The 17656-nt window shown below is 46.3% G+C and carries 12 protein-coding genes and 1 tRNA gene; 5 read left to right on the top strand and 8 right to left on the bottom strand.

Translation table 11 applies throughout. The features are described from left to right. Window positions 1–237: 237 nt before the first annotated feature. Window positions 238–322: transfer RNA gene (locus BSQ33_RS11050), tRNA-Leu, on the bottom strand. Window positions 323–522: 200 nt separating this feature from the next. Between BSQ33_RS11050 and BSQ33_RS11045 the strand changes: the two genes are divergently transcribed. Beyond that, window positions 523–1002 (top strand): RDD family protein, encoded by a 480-nt coding sequence (locus tag BSQ33_RS11045; RefSeq protein ID WP_021020246.1) that lies wholly within the window; start codon window positions 523–525, stop codon window positions 1000–1002. Between the two features lie 25 nt (window positions 1003–1027). On the opposite strand, the gene lptG is transcribed toward BSQ33_RS11045, so the two are convergent. Further along, window positions 1028–2101 carry an LPS export ABC transporter permease LptG gene (gene lptG / locus BSQ33_RS11040; RefSeq protein WP_021020245.1) on the bottom strand — a complete coding sequence of 358 codons (1074 nt, stop codon included), beginning with the start codon at window positions 2099–2101 and terminating at the stop codon, window positions 1028–1030. Next, on the bottom strand, window positions 2094–3203 hold the full coding sequence (gene lptF, locus BSQ33_RS11035) for an LPS export ABC transporter permease LptF (RefSeq protein WP_021020244.1): 1110 nt from the start codon (window positions 3201–3203) through the stop codon (window positions 2094–2096). Before lptF ends, lptG begins: the two co-directional genes overlap by 8 nt. Before the next feature lie 190 nt (window positions 3204–3393). On the opposite strand from lptF, the gene pepA reads away from it, so the two are divergent. From pepA to BSQ33_RS11020, 3 genes are all read left to right on the top strand, one after another. Continuing rightward, on the top strand, window positions 3394–4905 hold the full coding sequence (pepA, locus tag BSQ33_RS11030) for a leucyl aminopeptidase (RefSeq protein ID WP_021020243.1): 1512 nt from the start codon (window positions 3394–3396) through the stop codon (window positions 4903–4905). Between the two features lie 69 nt (window positions 4906–4974). Further along, complete coding sequence (locus BSQ33_RS11025) at window positions 4975–5424, top strand: DNA polymerase III subunit chi (protein ID WP_027694178.1); 450 nt, start codon at window positions 4975–4977, stop codon at window positions 5422–5424. Between the two features lie 94 nt (window positions 5425–5518). After that, on the top strand, window positions 5519–8380 hold the full coding sequence (locus tag BSQ33_RS11020; protein ID WP_088134103.1) for a valine--tRNA ligase: 2862 nt from the start codon (window positions 5519–5521) through the stop codon (window positions 8378–8380). 88 nt (window positions 8381–8468) lie between these two features. Here the strand turns inward: BSQ33_RS11020 and BSQ33_RS11015 are convergent, their stop codons facing one another. From BSQ33_RS11015 to rluA, 4 genes are all read right to left on the bottom strand, one after another. Continuing rightward, window positions 8469–9464 (bottom strand): M48 family metallopeptidase, encoded by a 996-nt coding sequence (locus tag BSQ33_RS11015; protein WP_088134102.1) that lies wholly within the window; start codon window positions 9462–9464, stop codon window positions 8469–8471. Further along, a complete protein-coding gene (locus tag BSQ33_RS11010) occupies window positions 9464–10636 on the bottom strand; it encodes a YjgN family protein (RefSeq protein ID WP_021020239.1) in 1173 nt (390 codons plus the stop codon). The genes BSQ33_RS11015 and BSQ33_RS11010 overlap by 1 nt, the downstream gene beginning before the upstream one ends. 205 nt (window positions 10637–10841) lie before the next feature. After that, window positions 10842–11804 carry a D-2-hydroxyacid dehydrogenase gene (locus tag BSQ33_RS11005; RefSeq protein ID WP_088134101.1) on the bottom strand — a complete coding sequence of 321 codons (963 nt, stop codon included), beginning with the start codon at window positions 11802–11804 and terminating at the stop codon, window positions 10842–10844. 50 nt (window positions 11805–11854) lie between these two features. Next, window positions 11855–12592, bottom strand: coding sequence for a bifunctional tRNA pseudouridine(32) synthase/23S rRNA pseudouridine(746) synthase RluA (gene rluA / locus BSQ33_RS11000; protein ID WP_021020237.1), 738 nt, complete (start codon window positions 12590–12592; stop codon window positions 11855–11857). Window positions 12593–12946: 354 nt separating this feature from the next. Between rluA and BSQ33_RS10995 the strand changes: the two genes are divergently transcribed. Then, the gene (locus BSQ33_RS10995) at window positions 12947–14236 is read left to right on the top strand and encodes an NRAMP family divalent metal transporter (RefSeq protein ID WP_021020236.1); all 1290 of its coding nucleotides are present in this window, start codon (window positions 12947–12949) and stop codon (window positions 14234–14236) included. Between the two features lie 111 nt (window positions 14237–14347). Here the strand turns inward: BSQ33_RS10995 and rapA are convergent, their stop codons facing one another. Beyond that, a complete protein-coding gene (rapA, locus tag BSQ33_RS10990) occupies window positions 14348–17254 on the bottom strand; it encodes an RNA polymerase-associated protein RapA (protein WP_088134100.1) in 2907 nt (968 codons plus the stop codon). Between the last annotated feature and the right edge of the window lie 402 nt (window positions 17255–17656).

Raw genomic sequence — 17656 nt, 5'->3', positions numbered from 1 at the left:
GAGATGACAGAAGTTTGCATTTGTTGGATTTACTGGGATTGCCTTGCGCACAGAATCGTCATGTGATGAACCATGAATGGACCATGGGAGAAATTTTAAGGCGGATAAAGAGAGTTCAATAGAGCGAGAAAAGCGTTGATAACAAGAAAGGGAAACTAAGATAAGCACCTGAAAAATCGAACATTTTCAAACACCTAAAACGACGAAAGGCCGCTATAAAAGCGACCTTTCTATGTATGGTACCGGTGGGCGGACTTGAACCGCCACGCCCGAAGGCAACGGATTTTGAATCCGTCGTGTATACCAATTTCACCACACCGGCATTAAGGGCTAACCCTTTAGTGAGGTGAATTATACGGAAGAAATGAATCAGCGCAATAATAAAAATCGAAAAAAAGCTAAAATTCAATTGATTGCTGATTATTTCACCACAAATAGCAATTTACTCGGTTTCCCCTCTTTTTTACCCTCGCAATAATGACTATCCTCTCGGGAATTATTTTACTGAGATATAGATAAACGATGTCACATCAACCTCATCTACAAACCGCTGGCTTTACCCGCCGCATTGGCGCACTTATTTACGATACTTGTCTGATTTTAGTCTTAGAAATTCTGGCAGCAGGAGTGATCGTTGCCATTCTTGAAGCGATGGTTGCCATTGGTCTAATCCATTATGGTGCCTACAAAGATGTCAGCAGCTTTTTAACACACCATCCATTCTGGAGTTCTATATTTACCGCTTATCTGGCAATTATCTGGATCGGTTTTTTTGTTTGGTTTTGGACTCAAAAAGGACAAACACTTGGAATGAAAGCGTGGCGTCTGGTTGTCAGCAATGAAGATGGGACGCCCATCACCATCACACAAGCACTAATTCGCTTATTTACTTCTGGATTTGGGCTATCGAACCTGACTGTCCCGCTCGATCCTCAGAAGCGGGGATTCCATGATATTTGGGCTAAAACCAACCTCTATGTCATCCCCAAGGATAAGTCATAAGGCGCGTTGACGCCACGAAGAGAGACTACAATTTCCGACGCAACAGCACTAATGCAACCGAGAGGAAAACGACACTGGGGGCTATCGCCCCGATTGCCGGATGGAAACCGTATACCAGACTCAGTGGCCCAAAAAACTCACTGGAAATATAAAAGGTAAAACCGGCGATCACACCTGACAAGATTCTTGCCCCCATCGTCACACTACGCAACGGGCCAAAGATGAACGAAAGCGCCATCAACATCATTACTGCAATCGAAATAGGCTGGGTGACTTTACGCCATAAGGCCAACTCATAACGGGACGTATCCTGTTCCGATATTTTCAGGTAATGCACGTAGTCATACAAACCACTGAGGGAGAGTTCTTCTGGTTTGACTGTCACAACCGCTAATTTATTGGGTTCAAGAGAAGTGTGCCACGGATAAGTGGAGAACTCCTGTTTCGAGATGACAACGTCATCACTCATATTGGTGATATGGACGTTCTTCATTTCCCACTGCTGGTTACTTGTTTCATAGTCTGCCTCGGTGGCAAAAATCACTTCACGCAGCTTCTTGTGCTCATCAAAACGCCAGATATTCAAACCGTATAGTTTGTCATCATTGACTTTGTTGATAAAAATAAAATCATTGGTATCTCTGGCCCAAACCCCCATCCGAACAGAAAGCAATTGACCACCAGACGTGGCAAATGCACGTAAATCACGTGCCATCTTCTGCGCTTGAGGGGCCCCCCACTGCCCTAATAAAGTAATCACAATCATCAATGGTACTGCTGTTTTCAGCACCGAGAGCCCGATATCGAGTTTAGAAAAACCGGAAGCCTGCATCACCACAAGTTCGGAACTGGCCGCCAGCATCCCAAGACCAATCAAAGCCCCCAGTAAAGCGGCCATCGGGAAAAACATTTCGATATCCCTAGGAATACTCAGCACCACAAAATACAACGCCTTAATCAGGTCATAACTCCCCTGACCGACTTTTCGCAGTTGTTCAACATACTTGATAATCCCGGATAAGCCGACAAAAGTAACCAGTACTAAACTGGTTGTCGCAATGATCGTTCGGCCTATGTATAAATCTAAAATCTTAAACACGACTTGCCACCTTTCTCTGTCTGTACCGATCTTTCAACCGGCGGACAAATACACTATCCAGGCTATTAATTAATATGGCGGTCGCCAGTAATGCAGCATTCAGCGGCCACATCCCGACACCAGAGGGAACCCCACCATCTTCAATGGCTGATTTCGTTGCGCTGATCGCTAAGAAATAAGTCAAATAGACTAAAATCGCAGGACCCATTTTGGCGAATCGCCCTTGCCGAGGATTCACAGCGGACAGCGGAACAACCAGCATGGTCAAAAGCGGGATACAAATGAACAGAGAAATTCGCCACTGTAATTCAGCTTGGGCATGTCTATCTGGGTTCCTCAACAGTTCCAGCGTTGGTATGGCTTCCCAGTCACGTCCCCGGTTTTCAACCTTGCGCTGACCAATCAAGCCTTCATATTCATCAAACTTGGTCACCATGTAACTGACCTGCGTCGGAATCCCTTCATAACGGGTACCGTGCTGTAAGCTGATGATCTGACGACCATCTTTAAGTTCTTTTACATTTCCCGAATCAGAAAAAATAACGCTGGGCAATATCGAGTCTTTCGGTGTCAACTGCGCCACAAATACATTGCGTAGTTTCCTGTCTTCGATATCATCGATGAACACCACGGAAGAACCATCCGGCGTGCGCTGAAAGTGCCCTTCCTGAAGTAAATCAACACTATTCTCCGCTGCGAGTTTATCCATCAACAGCGCTTCACGATCCTGACTCCACGGTGACAACCAGAGCGAATTAACGGCTGCTGCACTGGCGGTAATGATCGCCAGATATAATGCCGCGCGCACCAGAAATTTATTACCGATGCCAGTTGCGTTCATCACCGTAATCTCACTTTCCGCATACAGCCGACCAAAGGTAATCAAAATACCGATATATAAGCTTAATGGCAGCATCAATTGCCCCATCGCTGGCATATTTAATCCAACGATCGAAAAGATCAATCTGGCGGGGATCTCGCCATCGGATGCATCAGCCAGAACTCGGATAAATTTTTGGCTCAAAAATACTAAAAAGAGGATGAAAAAAATCGCCAATTGGCTTTTTAGTGTCTCTCGGATCAAATATCTAACGATAATCACACTGAAATTACCTATGAAAAACTTGTTTTTTTAATCGAATCACTATAATTTTTCGTTGAAACATGTATTTTTTAAAATCTTATGCCTCTCGGAAGCTGAGTAAAATGATTCGGATTTCGCTGTCGTTCAGCCAGTAAGAGTGCATTATCTACGATTTAGTTCTATTTGTCTTCACGATGTAGGAGTACGCATGGAGTTTAGTGTAAAAAGCGGCAGTCCGGAGAAGCAACGCAGCGCATGTATTGTTGTCGGAGTATTTGAACCACGCCGACTTTCTCCAGTTGCTGAACAGCTTGATAAAATCAGCGATGGCTATATCAGTTCGTTGCTACGACGCGGTGATCTGGAAGGAAAACCGGGACAGATGCTTCTGCTGCATCAAGTTCCGGGAGTGCTTTCCGAACGTGTATTGCTTGTTGGCTGTGGGAAAGAGAGAGAATTAGGAGAACGTCAGTACAAGGAAATTATCCAGAAGACGATTAGTACCCTAAATGAAACAGGCTCAATGGAAGCCGTATGTTTCTTAACCGAACTGCATGTCAAAAGTCGGGATACATACTGGAAGGTTCGTCAGGCGGTCGAGGCTACCAAAAATAATCTGTATACATTTGACCAGTTTAAAAGTATCAAACCTGAAACACGTCGCCCATTGCGCAAACTGGTATTCAATGTGCCGACCCGGCGGGAACTCAATCTCGGAGAGAAAGCGATCAATCATGGATTAGCGATATCTTCCGGAATACATGCCTGTAAAGATCTTGGCAACATGCCACCGAATATAGCCAATCCAGCTTATCTGGCTTCTCAGGCTCGTCGCCTCGCTGATGATTACACCAGTGTCACCACCAAAATCATCGGTGAAGAAGAGATGGAAAAGCTCGGCATGACATCCTACCTTGCTGTCGGGCGCGGTTCTAAAAATGAATCGATGATGTCGGTGATCGAATACAAGGGACATCCTGATCCAGAAAGCAAACCTGTCGTCCTGATTGGTAAAGGGCTGACTTTTGACTCTGGCGGCATTTCATTGAAGCCCGGTGAAGCCATGGATGAAATGAAATATGACATGTGTGGTGCAGCCTCAGTTTTCGGTACAATGAAAGCGATTGCCGCATTGAATCTGCCACTGAACGTGACCGGCATTCTCGCAGGTTGTGAGAACATGCCGGGTAGTAACGCATACCGCCCCGGAGATATTCTGACAACCATGTCCGGACAAACGGTTGAAGTATTGAATACGGATGCAGAAGGACGCTTGGTGCTCTGTGACGTTCTGACCTACGCGGAACGCTTTGAGCCCGATTGCGTAGTCGATGTTGCGACACTGACCGGCGCCTGTGTGATTGCCTTGGGTCACCATCTGAGTGGAGTGATGTCTAATCACAATCCGCTGGCACATGAGTTGATCAATGCATCAGAGCAGTCCAGTGACCGGGCATGGCGCTTACCGATTACCGATGAATATCAAGAGCAGTTAAAGAGTCCGTTTGCAGATATGGCAAATATTGGTGGCCGTCCGGGCGGTGCCATTACCGCTGGATGCTTCTTGTCTAAGTTTGCCAAAAAATATAACTGGGCCCATATTGATATTGCGGGTACAGCTTGGCGCAGCGGTGCACTGAAAGGTTCAACAGGACGCCCTGTCCCTCTGCTGGTTCAGTTCTTACTCAATCGTAGTGGACTGATCGAGAACGAAGAGTAACTTAATGGTTACTGAACAGAAGAGGGTCACACCGACCCTCTTTATTTTTGATGTTTGTCCGACATGCCAATGAAAACAGCCACATTTTATCTAGTCTCACCTGATAGCCGTCAGGCACAGCCTGAAGGGTTTCGGGAATATGTGCTCTTTCTCGCCCAATATTTTGCCAATCAAGGGGCAAAAATTTATCTGAACTGCCGTCACCGAGATGAAGCAGAATTGTTTGCCGAGCTTTTCTGGCAAGTTCCTGCTGAGACGTTTCTGGCCCATAATCTCGTCGGAGAAGGTCCGAGAAATGGCACGCCCGTTGAAATCGGTTATCCGCTGGTTTCTCCGTCCTGGAATCGGCAAATCGTCATAAATATGGCAGAAAATAACACAACCTTTGCGGATCGCTTTACAGAGGTGATAGACTTCGTTCCTTGCGAAAAAAATGCCAGACATCTGGCCAGAGAACGGTATAAAATCTACCGCCAAAACGGGTATAAGCTCCAAACAATTGAAATCGCTTACCCATGATGGCAAACATTATCGCTCAGGTTTTCTGCACACAGAGACCTTAGTCATAACGTTTAATCCCGATTAATTCAGACAGTATCCATCGAAGAGTACTATGGAAAAGACATATAACCCGACATCAATTGAACAAGCTCTCTATCAGACTTGGGAAAAGCAAGGCTATTTCAAGCCTAGCGGTGACACATCAAAAGCATCCTATAGCATTATGATTCCGCCGCCGAACGTCACAGGTAGCCTGCATATGGGTCATGCCTTCCAAGATACCATCATGGATACCCTGACCCGTTGCCAGCGTATGAAAGGGAACAATACACTCTGGCAAGTCGGCACCGACCATGCTGGGATTGCAACACAGATGGTTGTCGAGCGCAAAATCGCTGCAGAAGAAGGTAAAACCAAACACGATTACGGTCGGGATGCCTTTATTGACAAAATCTGGGAATGGAAAGGCGAATCTGGTGGAACCATTACACAACAGTTACGTCGCTTAGGTGCCTCTGTCGATTGGGATCGTGAACGTTTTACCATGGACAACGGCTTTTATGCTGCCGTTCAAGAAGTCTTTATCCGATTGTATGAAGAAGACTTAATCTATCGGGGTAAACGTCTGGTCAACTGGGATCCGAAACTGCATACGGCCATCTCTGATCTCGAAGTTGAAAACAAAGATAAAAAAGGCCATATGTGGCACTTCCGCTATCCATTAGCCGATGGCGCGAAAACAGCAGATGGTAAAGACTATATTGTCGTTGCAACAACACGCCCTGAAACCATGTTGGGCGATACAGGGGTTGCCGTCAACCCCGAAGATCCGCGTTATCAAGATCTGATTGGTAAGCATATCATGCTGCCGATCGTTAATCGTCGGATTCCGATTGTCGGTGATGAACATGCCGATATGGAAAAAGGAACGGGCTGTGTAAAAATCACCCCTGCCCATGACTTCAATGACTATGAAGTCGGCAAGCGTCACAACCTGCCGATGATCAACATTTTTACTTTCGATGCCAATATCCGTCAAGACGCTGAAGTCTTTACCAGCAAAGGAGAAGCCAGCGAAGATTATCCGTCTGAGTTGCCGGAAAAATATCAAGGCGTCGAGCGGTTTGCAGCCCGGAAACTCATCGTTGCTGAATTTGAATCACTCGGTTTGCTCGAAGCAATCAAAGATCATGACTTGACGATTCCGTATGGTGATCGCGGTGGTGTGGTGATTGAACCGATGCTGACCGATCAGTGGTATGTTCGTACAGCACCACTGGCTGGTGTCGCAACCAAAGCGGTTGAAGACGGTGAAATTCAGTTTGTCCCCAAACAGTATGAAAACATGTACTTCTCTTGGATGCGTGACATTCAAGACTGGTGTATTTCACGCCAGCTCTGGTGGGGCCACCGTATTCCGGCTTGGTATGACAATCAGGGCAATGTTTACGTTGGCCGTCATGAAGAAGAAGTGCGTCGTAAACATGATATTGCTGCGGACGTTGAACTCCATCAAGATGAAGACGTACTGGATACATGGTTCTCTTCTGCGCTGTGGACCTTCGGTACGCTAGGATGGCCGGAACAAACGCCTGAACTCAAAATGTATCACCCGACAGATGTACTGGTCACAGGCTTCGATATTATTTTCTTCTGGGTTGCCCGGATGATCATGATGACGATGCACTTCATTAAAGACGAAAACGGCAAACCACAAGTACCGTTTAAAACAGTCTATGTTACTGGACTGATTCGGGATGAAAACGGCGATAAAATGTCGAAGTCCAAAGGGAATGTTTTGGATCCTATCGATATGATCGACGGCATTGACCTCGAAACGCTGGTTACCAAGCGAACCGGCAATATGATGCAGCCTCAACTGGCGGCTAAAATCGAAAAGAATACGCGCAAAACTTTCGAAAATGGTATCGAAGCTTATGGTACCGATGCGCTGCGTTTCACACTGGCCGCAATGGCATCAACCGGACGAGATATTAACTGGGACATGAAGCGTCTGGAAGGTTACCGGAACTTCTGTAACAAACTCTGGAATGCCAGCCGCTATGTGTTGATGAATACTGAAGATCAGGATTGCGGATTCACAGCGGATGCCCAGCTTGAATACTCACTGGCTGATCAGTGGATCGAATCTCAGTTTGAACTGGCAGCCAAGAACTTTAATCTCCATATCGACAACTTCCGCCTTGATATGGCAGCCAATACCCTGTACGAGTTTATTTGGAACCAATTCTGTGACTGGTATCTGGAACTGACCAAACCAATTTTGTGGAAAGGCACTGAAAATCAGCAACGCGCAACTCGCCGTACCTTGATTACCGTACTGGAGAAAACATTGCGCCTGGCTCATCCTGTCATTCCTTATATTACTGAAACGATCTGGAAGAGCATCAAACCGCTGGTTGCTGGTATTGAAGGGGAGACAATCATGTTGCAGGCGCTGCCACAATATGATGAAGCAAACTTCCACCAGAAAGCGCTTGATGACATTGAATGGGTGAAATCTTTTATTACCAGCATTCGTAATCTGCGTGCCGAATACGATATTAATCCAGGTAAACCATTGTCTGTCATGCTCAAAGCTGCTGATGACAACGATGCTGCTCGTCTGGCAGCAAACCAACAAGTGTTAACTTCTCTGGCAAAACTGGCAGATGTACGCATCTTAAACGCAGGTGAAGAAACACCGGCATGTGCAACAGCACTTGTAGGTAAATCTGAACTGATGATTCCAATGGCTGGCTTGATTGATAAAGTTGCGGAGCTGGATCGCCTCGCGAAAGAGATTGCCAGAACGCAGGGTGAAATCAAACGGATTGAAGGCAAGCTCGGGAACGAAGGGTTTGTCGCCAAAGCACCTGAAGCGGTGGTGGCTAAAGAACGAGAAAAACTCGCCGGCTATCAAGAAGCATTGGTGAAACTGGAAGAACAGAAAACGACGATTGCAGCCCTGTAATCGCCAAGACACCAAAGACAAAAACAGCGGCAAATGCCGCTGTTTTTCTTGAATCATCGATTGTTATCAAATCCACCGGTGTGTTTTCCTATGGCTGACGCATCGATTCAATCCGTTCTGAGAAATTAGGATGTGAACTCAGCCAGTCCGGCATATGTTGCATTTGCTGCTGCCGAAGTAATTCAAACATCTCAGCCATTGGCTCACTGGTATGATAAATCTTCAACATTGCCTGTTTAGCAAACAGATCGGCCTGACGTTCCATATCACGCGACAACCCCGTATTCATCACAAAAACACCAGCACCAATCATCTGATGCACAACACCTGATGTATCCCCTGTCAGCGAAGCCACGACGACCGCTGTCAAACTCGATTCAACCAGTCGCGTCATCATGTGACGATGATAAACGTGCCCCATCTCATGCAAAATCACCCCATCGAGTTGCTGATCGCTCTGAGCAAGTTCAACCAAAGGATCAAGGAGTACGATTTTGCCACCGGGCAACGCGAATGCATTGGCGATCTCACTGTCGCGAAACTCAATCTGTACAGGGAAAGGCATTGCTGGGAGTTGCTTTTGGAATAAAGCAACCCGCTTTCTGATAGCTTGTTGCTGCTTGAGCGGAATCTGGCTTGTTGTAAACTGTTCACCCAGTTGATCGAGGATTTTTTCTCCGACAAAAACAGGGACACGCTCAGGCAACATTCGAGCCGCGTAGTGACTCACCCATGGAATTCCATACCGATAACCGGTAAACAGCATCGCGATACAGAAAACAATACTCACTAAAATCAACCATAGGTTAGATTCAACCTGGCGGATTCTGAGTGATTTCTTGCCCTTCTTTTGCAGCAAACTGTCGATATCTTTATTTTGCTCAGGGACAAACACCCACCCATCGGGAAAAGTGATGCGTACGGGGAGATTACCAACACTGTCACTGAGTGTTAACAGCTCAAGCGAAGTCTGACTAACCAACTCGTTATCACAACGCAATGCGATCTGCTCTCCGGAGATTTCAATATCCGCAGAACACCGCTGTGATAAACGGGGCGGATAAGCCGCCCCTTCGGCTCGCATTATCCAATTCCTAAATTGATATCAAACGCTTGCACCAGCTCATCTCCCAGAGCAGAACGCACATCAGAATCTTGATCCACAGCTTCGAGTATATCTAAATCACCGATCACTTGTGTCTGCTCAGCAGCATAATTCGCCATACGCACTTTCACCCAAGGATGTGCTAACCCTAAGGTGAAAATTAACCCCAACATATTTGTCAGTAATAACCCCACATACTTCAATACTGAGAAGCTAGAATTGAGCTTAAGTGACTGGTTATCCAATGAAACAATCGTTTGAGAATAAACGTAATTTCGAATTCGGACACTCATATAAGCAGCGGAAATCATCCCAATTATAATGAATAAGAGATAGCCAATGATTATCCCACCAAGCATAGTGTCATTCATCGAATACATTAAGCTGTCGATATCCATGATGATATTCATCACCATTGAATAAAAGAAAATGCTGCCAAGCACCAACATCATCAACGCGCCACCGATAAAAATACCAATCGCACCTAAATTAATGAAAAATAGCTTTTTACTGGTAAGAACCGCTGAAAATTCAGCATTACCATATCGGTAGCCATTCATAAAATAGCGCCATACTCCTGTCATCACCCATGCTTGAATAAATGCACACAATGCAACAAAAGCAATTGCCATCACGACAGTCAACAACACACTATTGACCATCCGTGTGATAACGACGATACCAGCAATCCCCAGAATAAATCCGAGAATGGCAACCACACCACGCCCCATAAAAGTGATATAAGCTTGTTTCAGTGTGCCTGCAAAAGCAAAGTGTGTATTTCGGTAACTGGTCATTGCCGAATCAAAGCGGACATTACTCCACATCATCCAAGGCAATACCAAATAAAACAAAATTAATAAGACAGCAGACGCCACTTCAGAGACAGAACTCAACATCACCCAAATTAATAAACACAGCATGGCAACAGCGCGCCCTTTGAGGATTTGTTTCGGTGTCCCGTGATATTCAAAGTTATCCTGAGCGAGATAGGTATTGCCATAGAAATAACGTTTGGTTCTTACTTTGGCCCAAGCCGAATAAATTCCCAAAGTCACAACGGAGAGCAAAATATTCACAATCCAAATGCCAAAAAACTCCCCAGTCCGTCCATTAAAACGGAGAGGATTCACAGTATTATTTTCGTTCATGAGTCAATCCTGACGTTACATTCAATAGAGCACCAAATCACCAACGTAATAATTTGGCTAAATCATATAAGCTGGCAATATTATCAACAATACGAATAGCCTGCACGCGTCTAAACGACAAGCTCATAAATGTGAGATGTCTTGCCAAAAAATAGCGCTCAGATATCCCCATTTACTTATTTAACGTGATGATATTCATCATTGACTAAACAATTCGGTTCTGTTTTTTCCCTTGATGAAATACCGTAATATTGTCGACGAGTCGCTGAACCAGTTGCTGAATCGCAGAATCACTGCCCCAAGCTATATGAGGCGTCAATAACAGGTTGGGTAAATCCATACTGGCAACCAGTGGATTGCGTTCATCGGCAGGCTCCTGCGTAAATACATCGACACCGGCAGCAGCAATGGTGCCAGATGTCAATGCATCAACCAGTGCGGCTTCATCCACAAGCCCCCCTCTTCCGGTATTGATCAGAATCGCGTTGGCTTTCATCATCGATAACTCATCCGCACCAAGCAAATGGTGAGTCTCTTCGGTTAAAGGGCAATGTAATGAAACCACATCAGCCTGACGTAACACCGTTTCAAACGGCAAAAATCCTTCTCGGCAAACGGATGCCCCTTTACGCTCAGCAAAGATAACCTGCATCCCGACAGCCCGGGCCAGTTCAGCGGTTGCTTGTCCCAGTGCACCATGACCGATAATCCCGATAGTACTACCGGCCACATCACCGATTGGATGCGTGAAAAAGCAGAACTGACCATGCTGTTGCCACTCTCCCCGGCCAATATCTTGATGGTAGGCCATCAAATGACGACGGAGTGCGAAGATCATCCCAATCACATGTTCGGGCACTGAACGTGTCGCATAGCCCTGCACATTTGTGACCGCAATGTCATGCGCCCGACAATAATCGATATCGACATTGTTCACGCCGGTTGCCGCAACCGCAATCAGGCGTAATTTAGGAAGTTGAGACAATGAATCCGCGTTGAGCACCACTTTATTGGTAATAATCATGTCTGCATCGCGAACTCTTTCCAGTAACTGCGATGGTGATGTTTCATCATAACTCACCCACTGATGTTCAAAAGGAAGCTCAGGCACATGAATATGGGCGGGGATTGTGGCTCGATCAACAAATACGACTCGCGGTAATGACATCCTTTTCTCCTTATCTGGGTTAGAAACCCGAATCTAGGTTGGCAACCTGACTATGGCCTCGGCAGCTTCTTATAATCCGGCAGTTTTCTCTCGGGGTCAAAATGTTCGAAGATAATCTCTTCCGCTGGCGGATAAAACTCACACGGCACGAATATACGTCTTAACCAATGATTTTTGGGATGATAGAAACTCAGTTCTGCGGCATGTAAATGGAGTCGCGTGGCAAACGCTTTAGCTTCTTCTGGCGCATAAAACTCATCCCCCACAATCGGATGACCAATTGCCAGCATGTGAACCCGCAACTGGTGGGAACGCCCCGTCACCGGGAAAAGACGGACAACCGTTGTCAACGCTTCTCTGGCAACCACCTGAAACAAAGTCCGGGACGGCTTACCGGTTTCAAAACAAACTTTCTGGCGGGGGCGATTCGGCCAGTCACAAATCAATGGTAAATCAACTTCACCTTCATCCTGGGCAACATTGCCCCACACTCGTGCATAGTAGACCTTATGCGTTAATCGATACTGAAACTGTTTTTTCAATGCACTTTCTACGTGTTTATTCTTGGCAAACAGCATCAGTCCGGACGTCGCCATATCCAAACGGTGAACGACCTGAATTTCCGGATAGTCCGCCACCAACCGAGACCACATGCTGTCATAGTGTTGCGGATCTTTGCCGGGTACAGAAAGCAAGCCAGACGGTTTATTAACCGCCAAAATATGCTCGTCCTGATAAATAATCTCCGTCCACGGTGTGGTCGGAGGCGTGTACGATGTCATTGCCATATCAGCATCTCTAGGGAAAAACGCGCTGCATTATATACCGAAATCCACGCAAGATGCAGTGCGGTTAATCTGGCGTCACATGTCAATTCAACATAAGAAAATTGTCGCCAAGAGATCGTACCACCGGGTGATTTGTCCTCATTTCTTAACATTTATGTCTATATAAATTGACACCTACTACAAATGTGATATTCATGTGCTTTATTGACAAAATAACAAAAACACGCATGGAAAACATAGCGTGCATGTTCAACCTGTCGTCACCAACGATAGCGCAAACACACAAAATAAAAACGACACAACATCGCTGCAAACAATTGCTTCAAACTATTTGCTTTAAACTAAGGAACAAGAATGGAAAATGCTGCCGCTTATCCCTCTCCACAGGGGTTTTCATTGTCCAGAGTGATCAAATCACTCGGTCCCGGAATTATGATGGCTGCCGCAGCCGTCGGTGGATCGCATCTCGTGGCATCAACGAAAGCCGGGGCAATCTATGGCTGGCAACTGGCAGCCTTAATCTTGCTCGTGAACTTTTTTAAATACCCTTTTTTCCGGGCAGGAATTCAATACACAATGGGGACAGGGGAATGTCTGGTGCACGGTTATGCACAACTCGGCAAACCTTATCTGTGGATTTTCATGCTGCTGAGTATCATTTCGGCGGTGATCAATACGGCAGCGCTGACGCTCTTTAGTGCCAGCCTGCTGGGATATTTCATGCCGTTTGAATTATCCAGCCTGACTTTATCGATCATGGTCGTTACCACCTGTTTGATCATTTTATTTGCCGGCCACTATAAAGCGCTCGATTCACTGGCGAAAGTGATCATGGCAGTGCTCACAATTGCCACGCTATCAGCCGTCGTTATTGCAATTGGACATCCCGTTGCAACCGTGCCCAGCGCACCTGATCCATCGCCCTGGACACTTGCGGCAATCGGCTTTCTGGTTGTGACCATGGGATGGATGCCGGCCCCGATTGAGATTTCGAGCCTGACCTCAATTTGGCTGAAAAATCAGTGTGCCCAACAGAATGTCACACCGAAATCAGCGCTGTTCGACTTTAATGTCGGCTATATCGGGACTGCGATTCTGGCCATTATCTTTCTGGCGCTCGGTGCATTACTGATCCATGGCACAGGCACCGAATTGTCGAAATCAGGGATTGGATTTACCCACCAGTTAGTCAACTTATACGCATCAACCATTGGTGAATGGGCCCGTTACCTGATTGCGGTCATCGCTTTCTTCTGTATTTTTGGCAGTACGATTACCGTTATCGATGGCTATTCGCGCGTGATAGCTGAGTCACAACGTCTGTTAACACAGCAACCAACCAATGAGAAAACGGAGACAAAAAAACATCGTTATCTCTCGCCCTGGATGCTCATCGTTTCGGTAGCTGCGCTGAGTATTCTTGCTTTTGCTAAATCGGCCTTACTGCCGATGCTGAATTTCGCCATGATTATGGCATTCGTTACGACGCCCGTGTTTGCCCTGCTCAACTATATTCTGGTCACCAGAACACCATTGCCGGAATCGCTGACTCTGGGGCCTAAAATGAAATTATTGTCGATCACCGGGCTGATTTATCTATTTGGCTTCCTTGCACTCTTCCTCTGGTGGAAATGGTTCATGTAAACGGTCAATACGCTCGGTTCAGTACTTCTGCGTATCAAAAAAGCCATCATTACTGATGGCTTTTTTGTGCTTGTATGGTGATGAATACGACTGACTGATATCAAACCACAATCATTGATGTGAAACCACAATCAAACGTAGTGAATCCAACTGATACTGCGCTTGCTGAATCAACACAGACAATACTGAAATCTGATTACCCAGAATCTCAATTTCTTCTTCCCGAATATTCGGATTGACTGCTTTCAGCGCCTGTAAACGTTCGAGCTCGCGATTCAAGGCCGAGACCATTTCCTCTTGAGCCGTGTGTCGAATGCTCTCCACCTTCGACTGGATCACCGCTTCACTGCGCTGAATCAGTTGATGAACCTCTTGCTGAACGGAGGTCACCAGCTTGTTTGCTAAATGACGGTTAACCGGACTCAGTTGGCGATTGAATCCTTCGAATGCTACCTGAGATGACAGGTCATTGCCCTGCGCATCCAGCATCAGACGAATTGGTGTTTTAGGTAAGAAGCGGCCGATACCGCTGCTTTTAGGTGCCTGAGCATCCACGACATAGACTAACTCGAGTAAAATCGTCCCGACCGGCAGTGCTTTATTCTTCAACAAAGAAACGGCTGACGTTCCGACCCCCTCACTCAGGAGGAGATCAATCCCTCCCTGAATCATCGGATGCTCCCACGTCATAAAGTGGATATCTTCCCGCGAGAGTGCGGTTTCCCGTTCAAAGGTAATCGTCGCACCTTCATAAGGTAACCCAGGATAACTTGGTACCATCATGTGCTCAGAAGGGGTCACTATCAGCGAGTGCTCACCGCGATCATCCTGATTCAGCCCAATGGTATCGAACAGGTTCAACGCAAAAGCGACCAATTCGGTATCACCATCCGTTGCTGCAATGTCACGAACAATCTGTTCCGCTTTTTCACCGCCATGAGAATGCATTTCCAGTAACCGATCTCGCCCGTGTTCCAGTGCGGCTTTCAAGTCGTGATTTATCTTACGGGCATCGCTGATCAACGAATCCAACTGGTGCGGATCTGATGACGATAATTGCGCCATCAAACGTTCAGCGAAGGATTCAAATACAGTATTCCCCGTCGGGCAAGTTTCCGCGAAAGCATTCAAGCCTTCATGATACCAACGGGCGATAACTTCTTGTGACGAGCCCTGTAAATAAGGCACGTGGATCTCAACATCCTGTTTTTGACCAATCCGATCCAGACGTCCGATACGCTGCTCTAACAGATCCGGATTCATCGGCAAATCAAACATAACCAACTGACTGGCAAACTGAAAGTTTCGTCCTTCAGAACCAATCTCACTGCAAACCAGTACCTGCGCACCACCTTCATCCTGAGCAAAATAAGCAGCGGCTTTATCACGTTCAATAATCGACATACCTTCATGAAAAACCGTCGCCCGAATGCCTTCGCGTTCGCGCAATGCCTGTTCAATCTGAAGTGCGGTCTCCGCTTCGGCGGCAATCACCAAAATTTTATCACTACGCTTCGACTTCACTTTATCGAGCAGCCAGTTGATCCGCGGATCAAACATCCACCACACCTGCGAGCTATGCGCCTGAGCATGATAGGCACGTTCAGGGTACATACCGCTTTCGATTTTCAGACTGTGGGCTGCATCAAGTGAAGCAATATATTGCTCAATAAAATCTAGATATTCCAATGGTTGCGCCAGTGGAATCAGATTGACACAACGCTGTGGAAATCCCTGAATGGAAGCGCGCGTATTACGAAACAGTACTCGTCCGGTCCCATGACGGTCCATCAAGTTACCAATTAACTCATCTCTCGCACTGACTTTTTCTTCACTGCTGGTATTGCCGTCAATGATCCGGAACAGCGGTTCGACATCCTGCTCAGAAAGCAGCTCGACAATATGATTTTTCGATGCATTGGATAACGCCCGGTCTTCAGCCAGTGCAGACACTGCCTCAGCAACGGGTTCATAAGACGCTTCTTCTTTAATAAATGCATCAAAGTCATAAAAGCGGTCGGGGTCTAATAAGCGTAATCGGGCAAAGTGGCTTTCCCGGCCCAGCTGTTCAGGCGTTGCCGTCAATAACAGAACGCCGGAAATCTGTTGCGCCAGCGCTTCAACAATCAGATATTCGGGGCTAGGCTGATCAACCTCCCACGCCAGATGGTGCGCTTCATCAACGACCATCAGATCCCAACTGGCTGCTTTGGCTTGTTCAAAACGCTGCGGATATTGCCGGAGAAAATCAAGAGAACAGAGCACATACTGCTGAGTTTCAAACGGATTTTCAGCCTCACTCTGTGACTCGATACAGCGTTCTTCATCAAAAATAGAAAAGTGCAGGTTGAAACGACGCATCATTTCGACCAGCCACTGATATTGAAGAGTTTCAGGGACAACGATCAAAATTCTTTCTGCTCTGCCCGCCAATACTTGTTGGTGGATGATCATTCCCGCTTCAATCGTTTTCCCCAATCCGACTTCATCAGCCAGCAGAACGCGAGGCGCATGGCGTCGCCCGACTTCATGAGCAATGTAAAGTTGGTGGGCAATCAAACCAACACGGCCACCACAAAGTCCGCGCATTGGGCTTTTATGCTGCTGATGCTGATTGACTAATGCGCGGTAGCGCAATGCGAAATTGTCCATCCGATCGATCTGACCGGCAAACAGTTTATCCTGAGGTTTATTAAATCGAATTTGGTGGCTTAAAAATATTTCTCGCAATTCAACCTGAGTTTCCTGCGTATCCTGACGGGTACCGATATAAGTGAGCACCTCATTGTCTTCACTCACCTGTTCAATCAGTAACGTCCATCCTTCTTGGCTATCGACGGTATCACCGGCATGAAAAATAACTCGGGTGACCGGTGCATCATGGCGTGCATAAACCCGATTCTCTTCTGATGCAGCAAACATTAATGTGACAGTTCTGTCATCTAATGCCACTACAGTTCCTAATCCTAAATCGCTTTCGGTATCACTTATCCAACGCTGCCCCAACGCAAAAGCCATGAATCAACCACCTCATTTTGATCAAAGTATCACTAAAAAATCTGCCCTTTACTAACCCGTATCATTATGACCGTGATTCCAACAAGGTGCAGAAAATGGGGGCTCATCTTACTTGATGCTGTGATACAGGTCACGTGAAATCCACTCCGCTACGGGATGACATAAAAATGTAAAAAAATGATGTCATTTGTAAACAGATTGATTGCTATACTTACATCATTCGGTATATAGCAGAATTTGAAACTTGGGCAGCACAATGGAAGTGCATGAATCGGGTCATTCAGTTGGCATGATGCCCACAACAAATAGCGTAGTAAGCAACAACCCAGTTTCAGTGACTGCGTTTGTTGCACTGGTTTGTTAAAAGGTTTGCAGTACGTCGAGAGACATACAAACCCAACA

Origin of the sequence: Vibrio gazogenes (genome assembly GCF_002196515.1) — a bacterium.
Taxonomy (GTDB): Bacteria; Pseudomonadota; Gammaproteobacteria; order Enterobacterales; family Vibrionaceae; genus Vibrio; species Vibrio gazogenes_A.
The sequence above is the reverse complement of the archived record's forward strand: the minus strand, read 5'-3'. Positions and strand labels throughout refer to the sequence as shown.

Coding starts and splice junctions, on each gene's coding strand:
- BSQ33_RS10995 (WP_021020236.1), top strand. CDS start 12,947: ATGGAAAATGCTGCCGCTTATCCCTCTCCACAGGGGTTTTCATTGTCC.
- pepA (WP_021020243.1), top strand. CDS start 3,394: ATGGAGTTTAGTGTAAAAAGCGGCAGTCCGGAGAAGCAACGCAGCGCA.
- rluA (WP_021020237.1), bottom strand. CDS start 12,592: ATGGCAATGACATCGTACACGCCTCCGACCACACCGTGGACGGAGATT.
- BSQ33_RS11005 (WP_088134101.1), bottom strand. CDS start 11,804: ATGTCATTACCGCGAGTCGTATTTGTTGATCGAGCCACAATCCCCGCC.
- BSQ33_RS11015 (WP_088134102.1), bottom strand. CDS start 9,464: ATGCGAGCCGAAGGGGCGGCTTATCCGCCCCGTTTATCACAGCGGTGT.
- rapA (WP_088134100.1), bottom strand. CDS start 17,254: ATGGCTTTTGCGTTGGGGCAGCGTTGGATAAGTGATACCGAAAGCGAT.
- BSQ33_RS11020 (WP_088134103.1), top strand. CDS start 5,519: ATGGAAAAGACATATAACCCGACATCAATTGAACAAGCTCTCTATCAG.
- BSQ33_RS11025 (WP_027694178.1), top strand. CDS start 4,975: ATGAAAACAGCCACATTTTATCTAGTCTCACCTGATAGCCGTCAGGCA.
- BSQ33_RS11010 (WP_021020239.1), bottom strand. CDS start 10,636: ATGAACGAAAATAATACTGTGAATCCTCTCCGTTTTAATGGACGGACT.
- BSQ33_RS11045 (WP_021020246.1), top strand. CDS start 523: ATGTCACATCAACCTCATCTACAAACCGCTGGCTTTACCCGCCGCATT.